Annotated in this window: 13 protein-coding genes; 4 read left to right on the top strand and 9 right to left on the bottom strand. The window is 66.0% G+C overall.

All coding sequences use genetic code 11. The features are described from left to right. Positions 1-103 precede the first annotated feature (103 nt). Positions 104-1,012 (top strand): LysR family transcriptional regulator, encoded by a 909-nt coding sequence (locus FRZ61_RS14380; RefSeq protein WP_151118385.1) that lies wholly within the window; start codon positions 104-106, stop codon positions 1,010-1,012. A gap of 46 nt (positions 1,013-1,058) precedes the next feature. Here FRZ61_RS14380 and glpD read toward each other — a convergent pair whose 3' ends face one another. Then, positions 1,059-2,603 carry a glycerol-3-phosphate dehydrogenase gene (glpD, locus tag FRZ61_RS14385; RefSeq protein ID WP_151118386.1) on the bottom strand — a complete coding sequence of 515 codons (1,545 nt, stop codon included), beginning with the start codon at positions 2,601-2,603 and terminating at the stop codon, positions 1,059-1,061. Then, a complete protein-coding gene (locus FRZ61_RS14390) occupies positions 2,603-4,123 on the bottom strand; it encodes an FGGY-family carbohydrate kinase (protein ID WP_151118387.1) in 1,521 nt (506 codons plus the stop codon). The genes glpD and FRZ61_RS14390 overlap by 1 nt, the downstream gene beginning before the upstream one ends. Positions 4,124-4,339: 216 nt before the next feature. Here FRZ61_RS14390 and FRZ61_RS14395 point away from each other — a divergent pair, with 216 nt between their 5' ends. After that, complete coding sequence (locus tag FRZ61_RS14395; protein WP_151118388.1) at positions 4,340-4,744, top strand: DoxX family protein; 405 nt, start codon at positions 4,340-4,342, stop codon at positions 4,742-4,744. 108 nt (positions 4,745-4,852) lie between these two features. Here FRZ61_RS14395 and FRZ61_RS14400 read toward each other — a convergent pair whose 3' ends face one another. From FRZ61_RS14400 to FRZ61_RS14425, 6 genes are read right to left on the bottom strand one after another with little or no spacing between them, the layout of a single operon-like run. Beyond that, positions 4,853-7,174, bottom strand: a complete 2,322-nt coding sequence (locus tag FRZ61_RS14400) for a N,N-dimethylformamidase beta subunit family domain-containing protein (protein ID WP_151118389.1) — start codon at positions 7,172-7,174, stop codon at positions 4,853-4,855. A 50-nt stretch (positions 7,175-7,224) separates the two neighbouring features. Beyond that, positions 7,225-8,862 carry a branched-chain amino acid ABC transporter permease gene (locus tag FRZ61_RS14405; RefSeq protein ID WP_151118390.1) on the bottom strand — a complete coding sequence of 546 codons (1,638 nt, stop codon included), beginning with the start codon at positions 8,860-8,862 and terminating at the stop codon, positions 7,225-7,227. 7 nt (positions 8,863-8,869) lie between these two features. Further along, on the bottom strand, positions 8,870-9,751 hold the full coding sequence (locus FRZ61_RS14410) for a branched-chain amino acid ABC transporter permease (RefSeq protein WP_151118391.1): 882 nt from the start codon (positions 9,749-9,751) through the stop codon (positions 8,870-8,872). Positions 9,752-9,754: 3 nt separating this feature from the next. Next, on the bottom strand, positions 9,755-10,498 hold the full coding sequence (locus FRZ61_RS14415) for an ABC transporter ATP-binding protein (RefSeq protein ID WP_151118392.1): 744 nt from the start codon (positions 10,496-10,498) through the stop codon (positions 9,755-9,757). A 32-nt stretch (positions 10,499-10,530) separates the two neighbouring features. Then, positions 10,531-11,334 carry an ABC transporter ATP-binding protein gene (locus FRZ61_RS14420; RefSeq protein ID WP_151118393.1) on the bottom strand — a complete coding sequence of 268 codons (804 nt, stop codon included), beginning with the start codon at positions 11,332-11,334 and terminating at the stop codon, positions 10,531-10,533. Beyond that, complete coding sequence (locus FRZ61_RS14425; RefSeq protein ID WP_151118394.1) at positions 11,325-12,617, bottom strand: ABC transporter substrate-binding protein; 1,293 nt, start codon at positions 12,615-12,617, stop codon at positions 11,325-11,327. The genes FRZ61_RS14420 and FRZ61_RS14425 overlap by 10 nt, the downstream gene beginning before the upstream one ends. A 399-nt stretch (positions 12,618-13,016) precedes the next feature. Here FRZ61_RS14425 and FRZ61_RS14430 point away from each other — a divergent pair, with 399 nt between their 5' ends. Next, positions 13,017-13,946 (top strand): AraC family transcriptional regulator, encoded by a 930-nt coding sequence (locus tag FRZ61_RS14430; RefSeq protein ID WP_151118395.1) that lies wholly within the window; start codon positions 13,017-13,019, stop codon positions 13,944-13,946. 16 nt (positions 13,947-13,962) lie between these two features. Here FRZ61_RS14430 and FRZ61_RS14435 read toward each other — a convergent pair whose 3' ends face one another. Next, positions 13,963-15,657 (bottom strand): AMP-binding protein, encoded by a 1,695-nt coding sequence (locus FRZ61_RS14435; protein WP_151118396.1) that lies wholly within the window; start codon positions 15,655-15,657, stop codon positions 13,963-13,965. A 426-nt stretch (positions 15,658-16,083) separates the two neighbouring features. Here FRZ61_RS14435 and FRZ61_RS14440 point away from each other — a divergent pair, with 426 nt between their 5' ends. Next, a complete protein-coding gene (locus FRZ61_RS14440; RefSeq protein WP_151118397.1) occupies positions 16,084-16,269 on the top strand; it encodes a hypothetical protein in 186 nt (61 codons plus the stop codon). The last annotated feature ends 147 nt before the right edge of the window (positions 16,270-16,416 follow it).

The raw sequence follows: 16,416 nt of genomic DNA on the forward strand, positions 1-16,416 counted from the left end.
CATGGACGACGATGGGGTTCTGCTTGTCGGGTGCTTATTTGCGCCGCTCTGGCGCCTTTGAAAAAGACTTTGTAAGCTCCAGTCCATACTCAGGAGGTATGGAATGGAGCTTCGCCATTTGCGTTATTTCGTCGCCGTCGCCGAGGAGGGCAGCCTGACGGTCGCCGCCGAGAAACGTCTCCACACCGCTCAGCCCTCGCTTAGCCGGCAAATCCGCGACCTGGAATACGAGGTCGGCACGCCGCTGCTGACGCGCAGCGTTCACGGCGTCGAGCTGACGGCGGCCGGACGCGCCTTTCTTGATCACGCGCGGCTGGCGCTGATGCAGGCGGAGACCGCGACGGAAGCTGCTCGCCGCGCAGCACAGCCGGCCAAGCAGGTGTTTGCCGTGGGATTCACGACGGGCCAGGAGGTCGACTGGCTGCCGCGCGCGACGGGCCTCCTGCGCGGCGAGCTCGCGAACATCGAGATCCGGATCTCAAGCGATCATTCCGCGACGCTGGCAAACGAGCTCGCGCAGGGCAAGCTCGACCTCGCCTTTCTTCGCGCCGAGCAGATACCCGGCATCGAAATCAGGGTGATCGCGAACGAGCCCCTGGTTGCGATCCTGCCCAGCGACCACAAGCTCGCACAGCGCAAATCGGTCGACCCCAAGGATTTCATCGGAGAGACCTATATCGGCATCTCGAAAGTGCCGCGCGTCCTGCGCGGCGTCATCGCGGACTACTTCATGCGCCGGAAGATCGACATCGTGCCGTCCTTCGAGATCGACAATTACGCGATGGCGATCTCGCTGGTCGCGTCGACCCGGGGCGTGGCGCTGCTGCCGGCTTCCGCGCGGCACTTCTTGCCTTGGTCCGTCGTGAGCCGCCCCCTCAAGGGCGAGGCGCCGACGATCGGCGTGGCGGTCGGCTATCACCAGTCCAACAGCTCGCCGATCCTGAAGGCGTTCCTTTCGAGGATCGACAGCCTGGTTGCGACCCAGCCGGATACAGGCGGCACAAGCGCCTAGCGCTGCTGGACAAACCCGCCGCTCCGAAACAGAGCTGCTCCTTGATCTACGAGTATCCGCCCTGGCTCCAAGCCGGCGGGCGCGAGGCCATATAGATGCCGAGCGCCTCGATCTCGGCAGGCGTCATCCGCAAGCCCAGCTTGGTGCGCCGCCAGACGATGTCCTCGGCCGCGAGCGCCCATTCCCGATCCATCAGGTAGTCGACCTCGCACTGATAAAGGTCGGCGCCGAAGAGACGGCCGAGATCGGCGAGGCTTCGCGCCGGGCCCAGCAAAGCCCGTGCCTTCGTGCCATAGAGCTTCACATAGCGGCGAAGCTGCTTCTCGGGCAGCCAGGCGACATCATGTTGCAACGCCGCGGTGTGTCCTTCCATGCCGCCGGGGCCGAAATCGCCGCCCGGCAGGGATTCGGTGCGGCTTCGCCCGTCTCTCATTGACGGAAAGAACCGCGCCAGCTCGGCCATCGCATGCTCCGCCAGGCGCCGGTGCGTCGTGAGCTTGCCGCCGAAGACGGTCAAGGCCGGCGCCCGCCCTTCTCCGCCATCGATCTCGAAGGCGTAGTCGCGCGTCAGGGTCGAGAGATCGCCGTCGCGCCCGCTGCCGACCTCGAACAGCGGCCGCACGCCGGCATAGCGCCAGACGATGTCGGCGCGGCTCACGGGCTTGCGCAGATACTGGTTCGCCTCCTCGAGCATGTAGTCGATCTCCTTGTCGGAGACCGTCACCTTCTCGGGCGCCTCCTCCCAGGGCTCGTCGGTCGTGCCGATCGAGGTGAAATCGCCCTCGTAAGGGAAGAGCTCCATGGTCCGGTTGTCGCGGGTCTGGATGAAATAGCCATGCTCGCCTTCCCATTGCCGCGGCACCACGATATGGCCGCCTCGCACCATCCGCAGCCGCCGCGCGGTGGCGACACCTTCGACCGTGCCGCCGACGGCGATCACCCAGGGCCCGGCGGCATTGACCAGCAGCTTCGCGCCGATCTCCGACCGCCGGCCGGTCAGTTTGTTCTCCAGCTCGATCCGCCAACGGTCGGGATGGCGCTGCGCGCCAACGAACCGGTGGCGGGCGAGGATGTCGGCGCCGTGCGCCGCGGCGCCCTGGACATTGGCGATCACGAGGCGTGCATCGTCGCCGCGGCAATCCGAATAGGCGAAGGCGTGGGTGAGCGAGGTCTTGAGCGCCTGGCCGAAGGGATGCCGGCGCAGATCGATCGCCTGCGACCGCGGCAGCCGCCGGCGCCGGGCCAGGAAATCGTAGAAAATGAGCCCCAGGCGGATCAGCCAGCGCGGCCGCAGGCTCGGCACATGCGGCAGCACGAGGCGGATCGGCCAGACCAGATGCGGCGCCTTGGCCATCAGGATCTCGCGCTCCAGCAGCGCATGGCGCACCAGCCGGAAATCGTAGGTCTCGAGATAGCGCAAGCCGCCATGGATGAGCTTGGAGGAGCGCGAGGAGGTGCCTTCGGCGAAATCGCGCTCCTCGGCCAGCGCCACGGCCAGCCCGCGGCCCGCCGCATCGCAGGCGATGGCGGCACCGTTGATGCCGCCGCCGATCACGAAGAGATCGTAGAGCTTTGAGGGTGGTGGGGACATCAGGGGGCGGTGCGCCGACGATCGTAGAGCCCCAGCAGCGCCTCGGCCGCAGCCCGCCAATCCGCATAGCCGCGATCCCAGCGCGCCGCTTCACCGGGATCGGGCGCGATCTCCCGCGACGGCGTCACCAGGGAGCGCAGCTCCCCGAGATCGCGCCAGACTCCCGCGCCCAGCCCCGCCATCAGGGCGGCGCCGAAAGGCGTCATGGAATCGAAGGCCGAAGCGGCCAGGGTTTGCTGCAGCATGTTCGCCTGCATCTGCATCAGATAATCCGAGCGTGTCGGGCCGCCATCGATCCGCACCGTGCCGATCGGCCGGCCGGTCGAGCGACGCACGCCCTCGAGCACGGCACGGATCTGATAGCACAGGGCCTCCAGCCCGGCATGACAGAGATGGGCGCGCGTGGTGGCCTCGGTCATGCCGATGAGGCCGGCACGGACCTCCGGGCGCCACCAGGGCGCCGCCAGCCCCTGGAAGGCCGGCACCAGCACGACGCCGTCGCTCAGGCCCGCCTGTCGCGCTTCGCGCACCACCGCCGCCCCGCCGCCCTCGATCCCCAGCCGCGTCGCCAGCCAGTCGAGGATGGCGCCGGCATACATCACGAAGCCCTCGAGCGCATAGGTCGGCCGGTCGAGGCTCCAGGCGATGGTGCGGATCAGCCCGTCTGTGGCCTCGATCGCCGGATCGCTGCCGGCATTGACCCAGAGGAAGGCGCCGGTGCCGTAGGTCACCTTGAGCTGCAACGGCTCGAAGCAGCCATGGCCGAAGAGGGCCGCCTGCTGGTCGCCCATCGCGGCGGTGATCGGGACGGCCGCACCGAAGAACGCGCGCGCGGTCTCGCCGAAGGCGCCGGCCGAGGGCCGCAGCTCGGGCAACCGCGCCAGCTTCAGATCGAACAGCGCCGCGAGATCGGGGTCCCACGTGGCCTTCGCGATATCGAGCAGCATGGTGCGCGAAGCGTTGCCGGGTTCGGTCGCATAAGTGGCGCCGCCCGTGAGCTTCCAGATCAGCCAGACATCGACCGTGCCGAAGAGGCAATCGCCTGTGGCCAGCCGGGCCGCGATCTCCGGACGATGAGCCGCAATCCACCGGAGCTTCGCCGCGGTGAAGGTCGGGTCCAGATCGAGCCCGGTCTTGCGGCGCAGCAGTGCCACCGTCTCGCCGCGTCGCAACGATGCGAGCTCGGCATCGCCGCGCCGGCATTTCCAGACGATCGCCGGCAGCACGGGCTCGCCGGTCCGGCTGTCCCAGACGACCAGGGTCTCGGTCTGGTTCGCGATGCCGAGGCCCGCGACCGAGCCCGGGCCGCGGCCGAGCCCGGCCAGCACCTCGCCCACGCAGGCGACACCGTTCGCCAGCATGGCGTTCGGGTCCTGCTCGACCCAGCCCAGCCGCGGCGAGGCCGAGGCGATGGGCCGCTCCGCCTGGCCCAGCACCCGTCCTTGCCTGTCGATCGCCACGGCCTTGGTGTTGGTCGTGCCCTGATCGATGCCGATGACGATGTCCCTTCCGTCCCCCACGGGCGGGCCCTCGATAGAATTTGTTGCGATGCACAGGCCGTTGGTCTTACCCGGCCCATCCGGGGAACACCATGGAAAACTGGTTTCCCATCCGATACCTGCTCACCCGATTCTGGGCGAGTCGGGGTCACAAGGCATGGCGAATCGGGCATCGCTAGAGGATTATGCAGCACGTGCCTTTCGTCACTCAGGGATCACATCAGGGTGGGGGACCACATGACGACTTTCGATCAGATCGGCGCGGCCTGGACGTCGCGCGCGCAAGGCCTGCTTCGCATCATGACGGGACTGTTCCTGCTGGAGCATGGAACCACCAAGCATCTGGGCTTCCCGCTGACGGAGATGTCGAGCGTGCCCAGCTTCTCCTTGATCGGCATCGCCGGCTGGATCGAGCTGATCGGCGGCATCCTCTTCGTCATCGGCCTCTTCACACGGCCCGTTGCCTTTATTCTGTCGGGCTTCACAGCGGTGGCGTTCTTCTACGTGCACTTCCCGAACTCGGTCTTCCCGATCCAGAACGGCGGCGAGCTCGCGGCCCTCTACTGCTTCGTGTTCCTGTTCTTCGCGGCGGCCGGCCCCGGCGCCTGGAGCGTCGACGGCGCCCGCGCCAAATCGGCCTGATTCTTTCTCCGGCGGAAAGCCGAAGGGCGTGGGCGACCCTGTCGCCCACGCCCTTCGCATCTAAAGCGCGACTTGCCTGCCGCGCGTCAGCCCCGCCTCAATCCGTCGTCATCGCCACTGCTTCTCCTCGGCAACCCAGCTCCAGCCGGGCAGCGGTCCCTCCTTGGCGAAGGCGTCCACCACGTTCTTCAGCAGCTTCGAGACATTGTTGTCGAAGCGGTTGTGCGGCAGCGCCCCGCTGAATCCGATCGAGCCGGTCGAGAACACGCCGCCATGATTGGGCGCCGTGAAATAGACCATGTCGGCGCGGATGCGGTAATCGAAGGTGCCGGTCATGCCCGGATAGGCATAGAGCACCTCCTCCACCACCAGCGCATAATTGTCGCTGTGACCGCCCGATGAGGCGATGATCTTGGCGTGGGGCGGCGTGCCCAGGCTCAGATCGTAGCGGTCGATCTCGATGCCGGCGGCACCGCCATGGGCGAGGCCGAAATCGCCGATGACCTCGCCTTCGATCCCCTCGGTGATCCAGGCGACGGTGCGATGCCAGCTGTCGGGCATACGCCGGAAGGGCCGCGCCGAATCGAACCCCTGCGAGATGAAGCCGACGCCCGTGAGCTTCTGCGGCGGCCGGCCCAGATTCTTCCAGAGGCCGCTCTTCTGGCCGGTCGTCTGCAGGTAATGCTCGCCCGGCCGGGCGTTCCAGGCGCGCATGCCGGAATCGAGCTTGCGCACCTCCATGACCCAGGGTTCCTCGGGCCGGAAGGCGATGTTCCAGTAATACCCGTTGCCGCCCATATAGATCAGCCGGCCGCCGCCCGCGACGAAGTCCTCGGAGGCGTCGAGCATCTCCTCCGAATAGTACTCGGGATGGCTGCCGGTGATCACCAGCTTGTAGGGCTCGATCGCCTTCAGCCCGCCGAAATGGAGATCCTCGTCGGTGACGATCTCGTAATCGTATTTCAGATGCTCGAGCCAGCCGACGATCGACAGGTCCGCCGCGAGCTGCCAGGTGATCCCCATGGAGGCCATGCGGCATTTCGGGCGCATGTTGAGGATCGGCCGGCGATAGGAGCTGTAGCAGACGCCGGCGCCGTCGGCATGGGCGTCGTAGGTCGAGAGGCCGAAATCGCGGGTCTGGTAGAGCTCGATATCGACCTCGGAGACGATCGGCGCCTGACCCATGATCGGCTGCACCATCTGGGCGTCGAAGCTCAGCCGCTCATTGGCATAGGCGAGATAGCTCGCGGTCGGCACCAGGAAGGCGATCCGCGCCTTCGGCACCGCGGCCCGCACGAAGAAGACGATATATTCTTCGCCCAGCCCGGAGCCGTCGCCGGCCCGGAGCCGCACGGCATAGACGCCGCTCTTCAGGTCGGCCGGGATGGTGAAGCGCCGCGCCACCTCCCATCGGCAATCGAGGATCGCGTCGGCATGGAACTCGATGCCGCCATATTCCTCCGGCGCCAGCCGGAAGCAATCGTTCCGCCCTTTCCAGTTCCAGCCGGTCTGGGCGCGAACCGGGCGGTTATAGCCCTCGGCATGGAGGCCGTTCGGCCCGGTATCGACCACCCGGTCGCCGATGCCGCGATCGGTATAGCCCTTGCTGCTGTCCCAATAGGCGATCAGCCCCTCCGCGGACGGCGGCTCGCCGTTGCGGAGCCGGTCGAGCTCCTCGCGGCTGAGCGCGCGGCCATAGACGCCCGGCCGGTCGATCTTGCCGTTGTAGTTCTGGCTGACGAAATGACCGCGGAGCTCGTGCCAGTCCTGGGCGCCGGCGACGAGGAAGGGGATGTCGGGCGCGTTCTTGGCGCGGAACCGCAGGGTCTCGCGCACATGGGAGCGGTAATCGACCGGCGCCACCTTGCCGAGGAGGCTGTTGTAGCGGTTGAGCACGCCCTCCTGGTAGATCGTCGCCTGGCCCGAACCCGCGTCATAGCTGACCGCGACGAAATACCAGATCTTCCGCATTAGCGGCACCTCGGCCGCGACATAGTCGATCTCCTTGCCGTCGCCGACCCAGAATTCCAGCGCGCCCTTCTGGTTGATGCCGAGGCAGTAGCCCTCGTTGCGGAAGAGATCCCAGCGCCCGATCAGCGCCTCGCGCACGCCCTCGCCATGGAGGCTGGGCCAGATGAAGCCGAACAGCGTGAAGCTGCCGTCGAGCGCCAGCTTGCGCCCCGGGTCCGCGACCTTGAGGAAGGATCCGACCTGCGTGAACTGCTTCTTGATCGCCCATTCGCCGTCGATCGAGGATTTGACCTCCTCCTCGATGAAGCCGGGGCCTTCCGGGTGCTGATCGCCATGGATCAGCCGCACGAGCTGCGCTTTCGCGCGATCCGTGCCGTCCACCGTCGCATGGAAGCTGATCTCGTCGCCCGCCTTGACCGAGATCTTGTCGCTGTAGCCGAAGACCTTGATTTGTGCCATTGCCGCGATCCGAAGGAAGATTCAGCCGGGACTGCTCGATAAGGACGGGGTCAGGATTCCAGGAGATCCTGAACCCGGCGGAGGAACAGGCCATGATGGGCCTCCTCGGGCGAATGGTAGATCTTGTCCTCGACCAGCCGCGGCGCCACGCCGCGCACGCCCGAGAGCGCCACGAGCCGATAGGATTTGAACGGCTCCACCACGGTGATGGCGTATTTCTCGACCGTCGGCTGGCGGCGGAAATAGGTCAGCAGGCGCTCGAGCGCCTCGCTGTGCTGGCCCAGGGGATTCTGGCGATGTTCCGCGATCACCTGATCGGTGACGAGCTTCTTCAGGAACTCGCGCTGCATCTTGTCGAAGCGGCGGAAGAACAGCAGGTCCTTGTCGGGTGTTTCGGTGGCTTCTTCGGGCAGCATCTCTCCCCCTTTCTCGGCGCGCGACGAGCGCCGCTCGCTCTTCTTCTTGTCCCGCCAGGCGCGGAACTGCGGCTTGATGCCGAACAGGCCGCCGCGCAGGAACAGCACCACGAACAGCATCAGGCAGCCGATCAGCACCAGCCGCAGCGGGCCCCAATCGATCAGCACGCGGTCGACGAAGACCACGATCAGCGTGCCGACCACGGCGCCCTCGGCCCGGCCCAACCCGCCGATCACCAGCATCGAGAGCGACAGCAGCAGCGTGTCGAAGGCGAACAGGTTGGGCGAGGCGCCGCGGAAATGCGCGGCGTAGAACCCGCCGATCGCGCCGATCGCCAGCGAAGAGATCAGGAACACCCAGATGCGAGCCGCCCGGTAATTGACCCCGACCGCCTCGGCGAAGGCCTCGCGCTTCTCCGGCGCCATCCGCAGGATGCGGCCCAGCCGCTTGCCGTTGACGAAGCGGAACAGGGTGAGCGCCGCCAGCATGACGGCGCCCGAGGCGTAATAGCCCAGCATGAGCTGCGCATGCTCGGACCAGTCCTCCGGGATATAGCTGTCGGCGCCATAAAGCCCGCCCGTCGCCGAGCCGAAGACCTTCGACTGGATCACATAGACGCGGCAGAGCTCGACCAGCCCCAGGGTCAGAAGCGCGTAGTAGAACCCTTCCAGGCGTATCGCCGGTATGGCGATGATGATGCCGAAGACGAGCCCGATCACGCTGCCCAATATCGGCAGGGTCCACCAGGGCAGCCCGAATTGGATGGAGAGCAGCGCGGAGCCGTAGGCGGCGGCACCGGCGACGGCGAAGCTCGCCAGCGAGAAGATTCCCGCCGTGCCGATGATCAGCATCCAGCAGAGATTGATCGCGGCATAGATGAAGAATACGGCGGCGGCGGCCAGGAGCGCCCCCTGCCCCTCCTCGGGCGCAAAGAGCGGCGCGATCGCCATGGCGATGAAGCCGAGGATCCACCAGATCGGCCGCTTGTCGACGATGGTCTTCTCGCGGCGCAGGGTCTTGGGGTTGTATTCGCCCCTGAAGCGCAGGACCGTGCGGCGCGTGGGCCAGTAGCGCAGGCGCCGCCACAGCATGGAGCCGTGGCCCGGCCATTTGTAATAGTAGCGCAGCCGCCCGACGCCGTAGGTCGGCACCTTGAAGCGCCGGGTCTCGTCCCAGATCGCCTCCGGCGACATGTAGTCGTCGGTGGTGACGGTCCTGAAGGGCTTCTCGGGATCGAAGGCCGAAGTCGGGTCGGTCCAAGTTCCGGTCATGACGAGCTCAGGCCTCGCGCGCCCGATCGAGGATGCCTGCGATCCCGCGCGGACGGATCAGCAGGATGATGATGATGAGCAGGAACTGGGTGATCAGCACGATATGCCCGCCCAGCAGCAGCGAGGTCATCGCTTCGTTGATGCCCAGAAGCCCCGCGGCGATGACGGCGCCCAGCACGCTGCCGAGGCCGCCGCAGAGCGCGACGCTGACGCCCTTGATCATGGGAGTGATGCCGCTGAAAGGCCCGATGTAGTAGGTCTGGGACAGCAGGACCGAGGCGAGGCCGGCCAGCCCGCCGGTCAGCGCCATCACATAGAAGCCGGTGCGCCTGACGCCGATGCCGACGATGGCGGCCGCATGCGGGTTCATCATCATGGCCCGGATCTCGAGGCCGCGCCGGCTCGACCGCATCCAGGCCAGCACCACGGCCAGCAGGACGATCGAGGAGACGACGGCGCCGACCTTGTCGGCCGTCATGTTCATGCCGAGGATCGGCAGCGACCAGTCGCCGAAGAGCGGCGGCAGGCTCTTGGAGCGCGGCCCGAAATACCAGAGCAGCGCCTGGGTTCCGATCATGCTGATGGCCAGCGTCGCGATCAGCCCGCGAACGGTGAAGTTGGGCTTGTCGTGGATCGGGATGAAGGCCAGCGCGCAGACCACCATGCCGCTGACGGCGCCGGTCAGGACCCCGGCCAGGATCACGATGAGCCCGTTCTCGGAGATATGCTGCGCCGTCAGCCAGGCGCCATAGCCCGAGATGGAGAAGATGAACCCATAGGCCATGTTGATGAGGCCCAGGCTCGACCATGTGATCGAGATCCCGATCGCCAGCGTGCCGTAGATGCAGGCGAGCGTCAGGGCGTTGGCGAAGACGAAGCCCCAATCCATGGGTCAGATCTCCCTTCTCGTCTGATAGGCCAGGGCGGCCGCGGCCTCCCCTTTGAGCTTGCCCACATGCATGCCGAGCACCCGGTCGACCCGGCGTTCCAGGAGGGCCACGTTCTGCTCGGCGATGATCATCGCGGAATCGCCCAGCTCGACGCTCATCAGCGCGTCGAGCACGCCCTTGCCGATCTTGGGCGCCAGCCCCAGCGACGGCTCGTCCACCAGATAGAGCGAGGCCTCGGCCATCAGGCCGCGCCCGATCGCCACCATGCGCCGCTCGCCGCCGGAGAGGCGGCCGACGGCGGTCCCCATCAGCTTCTTCAGGGGCGGAAAGATCTGCAGGACCTTCTTCTTGCGCTCCTGCCGGTCGCGCCAGGCGCGACGGGTGAAGGCGCCGCTGTCGAGATGTTCCTCGACCGTGAGGCCGGTGAAGATCTCGTCGCCCTGCGGGATCAGGGCCAGCCCCCTCTTCACCACCAGATGGGTGTAGCGCCCGGGCCCCTGGCTGCGGGTGCCGCCGACCTCGGCCCCGTTGAGCCGGATCGAGCCGCGCTGCCACCCCGTCAGGCCGGCGATGGCGAGGAACAGGGTCGATTTGCCGTGGCCGTTCAGCCCGACCAGCCCCACCCGCTCGCCCGAATAGACGATCAGGTCGAGATCGTGGATGACGCGCATCGGCCCGTAGCCCGCCGACAGGCCCTTCACATTCAGAACCTCGCGCCGTTCGCTGCGTTGCGCTTGCTGTCCCATGGCCATCTGCGATTTGCCCCGGTATCCGCCGCTCAGGCCGCGTGGCTTTGCGTCTCTTCGAGCGTGCCCTCTTCGACATTCTCGAAATAAGCCGCATGGACCTTCGGATCGGCCAGCACGCGGGCGAGATCGCCCTCGGAGATCACCTCGCCCGCGTCCATCACCATGACCCGGTCGGCGATGGTGTCGAGCAGCTCGATCCGGTGCTCGACGATGATGATCGCCACGTTCATCTCCTTGGAGAGCACGCGGATCAGATCGTCGAACTCATCGACCTCGGAATTGATCAGCCCGGCAGCCGGCTCATCCATCAGGATCAGCGGCGGCCGGCGCATCAGCAGGCAGGCCAGCAGCAGCTTGCGGCGATCCAGCGTATCGAGATTGGCCGTCGGGCGCTCTTCGTCGATATGGAACCGCACCAGCTCGGCGCCCCACTCCGCGTGATGGCGCGTCAGGAAAGGGCGATAGGCCTGGCGTGCCGCCTTGAGCGTCTCGCCGACCGTGAGCTCCTCGGGCACCACCGGCGTCTGGTAGGTCCGCCCGATGCCGAGCCGGGACCGCTCATGCAAGGCCAGCCTCGTGACGTCGCGCCCCTTGAAGAGGACGCGGCCCGATTTGGGCGGCATGCGCCCCGAGAGCACCTCGAACAGACTGGTCTTGCCGGCGCCGTTGGGCCCGATGATGCCCAGCACCTCGCCCCGCCCCACCGAGAGCGAGATATCGCGGAGGATCTCCCGGCCGCCGAGATCGAGGCTGATGTTCTCGCAGGCGAAGAGCGGCTCGCCGGAGCGCGGCGGCTCCGGCCGCCGCGCCCCACCCTCGCGATTCAGATCCATGGCGCCGGACGCAGGGTCACTTCCTTCAGCGGATCGGGATAGATGATCTTGTGCTCGACGTCCTGCACCTGGAAATAGAGCTGGCCCATGCCCTTCTCGAGCTCGGTCGCCGAGACCGGATTGCCGTCATCGGGGAAATGGGCGCATTCCTGATACTTGTTGTTCATGTCCATGTAGCCGCAGACGCCGCGGAAGGGATTGACCCGGATCCAGTCGCAGACCTCCTTGAACTTGTTCGGATCGCCCACGGCTTCCCAGGCCGCCTTCAGGTAATAGGCGGTGTCGTAGCTGTTGCCCGTGTAGACGAGCCCCATGACGCCGGGGAACCGCTTCTTGTATTTGTTGCGGAACTCGGTGCCCTTCTCGTCGGCATAGACGCCGAGCACAGTGCTCCAGACGAAGCCTTCGGCCGCCTTTCCGGCCAGCTCCAGGAACTCCGGCTGCGAGGGACCGTATTGCAGATAGACCAGCGCGCCCTTGAGCGGATCGGCCTGGAACTGCTTCACGAAAGCCGCATATTCGGCCGCGACCCAATGGTCGATCATGACCGCGCCGGCGCCGGTCTTCTTGATGTCCTGGATCACCGGGCCCCAGTCCTGGACCGGGTATTGGATGTCGGTCACCTTGGCGAGGGTGAACTCGCTCTTGGGCAGCGCCTCCTGCAGCGCCTTGGAGATCGTCTGGTTGTAGGCGATCTGCTCCTGGACGATATGGACGCCGTTGTTGAGCGGCTTCCACAGGCCCCGATCCTTCATGTCCTTCAGGAAGATCGGGAAGGTGTAGCCGTAATGCACCTCCGACGGATCGGTCTGGAAGCAATGGCTGTATTTGTCCGGATTCTTCGCCACCTCTTCGGTGTAGTTGCGCTGGGTCACGCCCCAGAGGAAGGGGCACTTGTACTTGACCGAAGCGTCAGCCGTCGGGATCGGCGCCAGGGTGAAGGCGCAGGAGATGGCGTGAACCTTGGCGTCCGTCAGCGCCTTGATCGAGACTTGGCAGCTTTCCGGCGACAGCGGATCGATGTCGACGACCTTGAGCTCGAGCTTCCGGCCGAGGATGCCGCCGGCGGCGTTGATCTCCTCTTGCGCCAGGATCGAACCATTCCAATGGTCCTGATGGTCGGCCACGCCGGCCTGCGCCGTCTGCGCGATCGGCAATCCGAGCACGATCGGATCGGCCGCCCAGGCCGACTTCAGGACATAAGGCGAAAAGACCGGGGTTGTCGCCGCGGCCGCGCCCGCCATTCCCTTGATGACATTGCGTCGAGTGACTCTGATCGCCATGAGACCGGTTCCTCCCCAGAACCCAGCTTGTTGCACCGCGGCAAATGCGCGGCGTCCTGCTTCTTCTTGCCCATCCGCCCATTGCCGGACGGTTGCGAGAAATCATGATACGAGAGGGCTCTCGGCGCTGTCTTTCATGTCAATGCACATTCCATTGCTCCTGGGTGCACTTTGATCGGAGGGCAGCTTAGGAATCCATGCCAGAGGTTGCCCCGGCTTGAAGATCGGCCCGTCCGGCGCGTGCCCGGGTGCATCGCAGCGGTAGCCGGAAGATGGGCGGGGTGAGGCCTCGACTTGCCCTGGTTTCTGTCCCATACTTTTTGCGCTGCACATCTCACGCCCGATCAAGCCGACGAGGTGAGCGTGCCTGCTGGTGCGAGAACATTTTCGACAACAGGGGTGCCCGCCGAGAGTACGGTGGATGTCTGGCGCGAGTATATGGCGGAGGTCTATTACTCGGTCGACGTGAAGCCCCGGCTCGACGATTTCGTCTCGGGCGAGATGATCGAGCTGCCGCTGGGCCGCCTTGGCCTGTCCAACTTCCGCGCCAACCAGCAGCGCGTCTTCCGCTATGCCGAGGCCGCCAAGTCGGACAGCGCCGACAATTTCGTCTTCCTCTTCCCGATCCGCGAGAAGCTCTATTTCGATCAGCGCGGCCGGGCCGGCTTCATCGATCCCGGCAATGTCGTGATCCTCCGCTCCTCCGAGTTCTACGAGGCCGCCTGCCCGGACGGGTTCGAGAACGTCACCATCAAGGTGCCGGCCCCGCTGATGCGCAGCCGGGTGCCGGCGATCGACGATCTCTGCGCGCAGTTCGACGTGGCCAATCCCGTGCTCGGCGCCATCGTGAGCGACATGGCGCTGAAGCTGATGCGCTCGGAGAGCGAATGGCCGAGCGGCATCGCCTCGCAGCTTTCCGAGAACATCCTCGACCTGCTGGGCCTGATGCTGGACAGCGCCGAGCATAAGGGCCATCGCGATTTCGACGACCGGTCCTTGATGGCCGCGATGTTCAAGCGCATCTGCGGCTATCTGCGGGAGAATCTCGGCGATCACGAGCTGTCGCCCGTCGCGGTGGCGCTCAATCACCGCATCTCGCTGCGCTACCTGCACAAGCTGTTCGAGCGCAACGGTACGACCTTCGGCCGCTGGCTGATGGAGGTGCGGCTGCAGGAGGCGCGCCGGCGGATCCTGAGCGACCCGCAGCACGCCATGACGCTGCAATGGATCGCCTTCTCCTGCGGCTTCACCAGCCAGTCGCACTTCTCGACCCAGTATCGGGCCCGCTTCAACGAGACCCCGCGCGAGACCCGCCTCTCCTCGAGCTGAGGCGACCCGCCGAGGTTCAGGCGGTCTTGGCCTCCGCCACGCCCAGCTCCTCCGCCATCCTCTGCCGCATGATGAATTTCTGCACCTTGCCCGTGACGGTCATGGGGAAGGCGTCGACGAAGCGGATATGCTGCGGGATCTTGTAGTGGGCGATCTGGCCCTTGCAGAAGCCGACGACCTCCTCTGCCGTCAGCGCCTCGCCCGACTTGACGCGGATCCAGGCGCAGAGCTGCTCGCCATATTTCGGATCGGGCACGCCGAACACCTGCACGTCGCTGATCTTGGGATGGGCGTAGAGGAACTCCTCGATCTCGCGCGGATAGATGTTCTCGCCGCCGCGGATCACCATGTCCTTGATGCGGCCGACGATGTTGCAATAGCCCTCTTCGTCGATGGTGGCGAGATCGCCGGTATGCATCCAACGCGCCTCGTCGATGGCCTCGCGTGTCCGGGCCTCGTCGTCCCAGTAGCCGCGCATGACCGAATAGCCGCGCGTCAGCAGCTCGCCCGGTCTGCCCGGCGGCACGATCTTCCCCTCGAGGTCGACGATCTTGACCTCCAAATGCGGATGAATGCGCCCCACGGTCGAGACGCGCCGCTCGTTCGGGTCGTCGAACGAGCTCTGGAAGCTGACCGGGCTGGTCTCGGTCATGCCGTAGGCGATGGTGATCTCGTTCATATGCATCCTGGTGGTGCAGCGCTTCATCACCTCGATCGGGCAGGGACTGCCGGCCATGATGCCGGTGCGCAGGCTCGTGAGGTCGAACCTGGCGAACTCCGGATGATCGAGCACGGCGATGAACATGGTCGGCACGCCATGGAGGCCCGTGCAGCGCTCCTCCGATACGGTCTGCAGCACGGCCAGCGGGTCGAAGCCCTCGCCCGGGATCACCATGCAGGCGCCGTGCGTGACGCAGGCGAGATTGCCCAGCACCATGCCGAAGCAGTGATAGAACGGCACCGGGATGCAGAGCCGGTCCTGCTCGGTGAGGCGCATCGCCTCGCCGATGAAGAAGCCGTTGTTCAGGATGTTGTGGTGGGTGAGCGTGGCGCCCTTGGGATTGCCGGTGGTGCCGCTGGTGAACTGGATGTTGATCGGATCGTCGAACTGCAGCTCGCCCGCGAGCCCGGCGAGGCGCTCGCGCGAGGCCGGCGTCGCCGCCGCCGCGATGTCGGCGAAGTTGGCCATGCCGGGAGTTTTTTCCGTGCCGAGCCGGATGACCCAGCGCAGGTTCAGCGCCGACTTGGATTCGAGCGCGCCCGGCTGCGAATAGACCAGCTCGGGGCAGACCTCGCGGATCATGGCGATGTAGTCGCTGGTCTTGAAGGCGCTCGCGAGGATCAGGCCACGGCAACCGACCTTGTTCAGCGCATATTTGAGCTCGTGCAGCCGATAGGCCGGGTTGATATTGACCAGGATCAGCCCCGCCTTGGCGGTGGCGAACTGGGTCAGCACCCATTCGGCATTGTTGGGCGACCAGATTCCGATCCGCTCCCCGGGCGCGAAGCCGAGGGCGACGAGGCCGGCCGCCATGGCGTCCACCCGCTCGTTGAACTCGCGATAGCTCCAGCGCACCTGCTGCTGGCGCACCACCAGCGCCGGGCGGTCGGGCCAGCGTTGCGCGATGCGATCGAGATGCACCCCGATCGTGTCGCCGATCAGCGGCAGCGTACCAAGGCCGCTCACATAGCTCTGGGCCAGCTTGCCCATCTCGTCCCCCTGCTGTTCTGTCGTGACGGCGAGGGGTTGGCTCCCCTCACTGGGGCGGACCGGCTCGCCGACCGGTCTTCTTTCTCCAGGATAAGCTTCTTGGCGCCGGGAGAAAGGCGCGATTTTTTCGCGGGACATCATGGGCTTGACTGCCGACGGTCAAATTCCGGACTGAGGCGTGCGAGCCTGCTGTGGCAACTCTCGGTCATGGGGCCTGGCACATTGCCCCGGGCCTGAGAGTTTCCCGACAATCGATCCCGGCGATCGACCTCGTCGCGATCGGCATTAGAATTTCTAGGCCGCCCTTCAAGAAAGGATCGATTCTCCGAAGACCGGCAATGGTCTTCTCTCTATCCGACGAGATGGCCGACCGAATCGGCCCGCAACCGCATCTCGAAGCGTCACTCCCGACAGTGAGGTTTTCCCATGATGCATCTCGACCTCGCCCTCTTGGCACTCGACGACCAGTACAAGGACGACGACCAGCACGCCCGGCTTCGCTCCGACCTCGAGGCGATGCTCTGGTCGGACGAGCCTTCGCTCGGCAGCGTCCTCGCCGTCGGCGCGGCGTTCGTCCTCGCGGGACTGCTTTGGGCCGTAAGCAGCGCTTGACGCGCGGATCGCGCGGAATTGTCGCGGGCGCCCCATATCGCCACGATCGCGCCGCGAGAGCGGCCTCTCGCCGCCATCGCAACTCAGCAATGCGTCGATCTCATGCGGCGACGCGGCCTTCGAAGTTGACCCGCACGCATCACCGTC

Source organism: Hypericibacter adhaerens (genome assembly GCF_008728835.1).
Classification (GTDB): Bacteria; Pseudomonadota; Alphaproteobacteria; order Dongiales; family Dongiaceae; genus Hypericibacter; species Hypericibacter adhaerens.

Bases quoted from the DNA above. Each gene is read 5' to 3' on its own strand.
- FRZ61_RS14380 (WP_151118385.1), top strand. From the start codon at position 104: ATGGAGCTTCGCCATTTGCGTTATTTCGTCGCCGTCGCCGAGGAGGGC.
- glpD (WP_151118386.1), bottom strand. From the start codon at position 2,603: ATGTCCCCACCACCCTCAAAGCTCTACGATCTCTTCGTGATCGGCGGC.
- FRZ61_RS14395 (WP_151118388.1), top strand. From the start codon at position 4,340: ATGACGACTTTCGATCAGATCGGCGCGGCCTGGACGTCGCGCGCGCAA.
- FRZ61_RS14400 (WP_151118389.1), bottom strand. From the start codon at position 7,174: ATGGCACAAATCAAGGTCTTCGGCTACAGCGACAAGATCTCGGTCAAG.
- FRZ61_RS14405 (WP_151118390.1), bottom strand. From the start codon at position 8,862: ATGACCGGAACTTGGACCGACCCGACTTCGGCCTTCGATCCCGAGAAG.
- FRZ61_RS14410 (WP_151118391.1), bottom strand. From the start codon at position 9,751: ATGGATTGGGGCTTCGTCTTCGCCAACGCCCTGACGCTCGCCTGCATC.
- FRZ61_RS14415 (WP_151118392.1), bottom strand. From the start codon at position 10,498: ATGGGACAGCAAGCGCAACGCAGCGAACGGCGCGAGGTTCTGAATGTG.
- FRZ61_RS14420 (WP_151118393.1), bottom strand. From the start codon at position 11,334: ATGGATCTGAATCGCGAGGGTGGGGCGCGGCGGCCGGAGCCGCCGCGC.
- FRZ61_RS14425 (WP_151118394.1), bottom strand. From the start codon at position 12,617: ATGGCGATCAGAGTCACTCGACGCAATGTCATCAAGGGAATGGCGGGC.
- FRZ61_RS14435 (WP_151118396.1), bottom strand. From the start codon at position 15,657: ATGGGCAAGCTGGCCCAGAGCTATGTGAGCGGCCTTGGTACGCTGCCG.
- FRZ61_RS14440 (WP_151118397.1), top strand. From the start codon at position 16,084: ATGATGCATCTCGACCTCGCCCTCTTGGCACTCGACGACCAGTACAAG.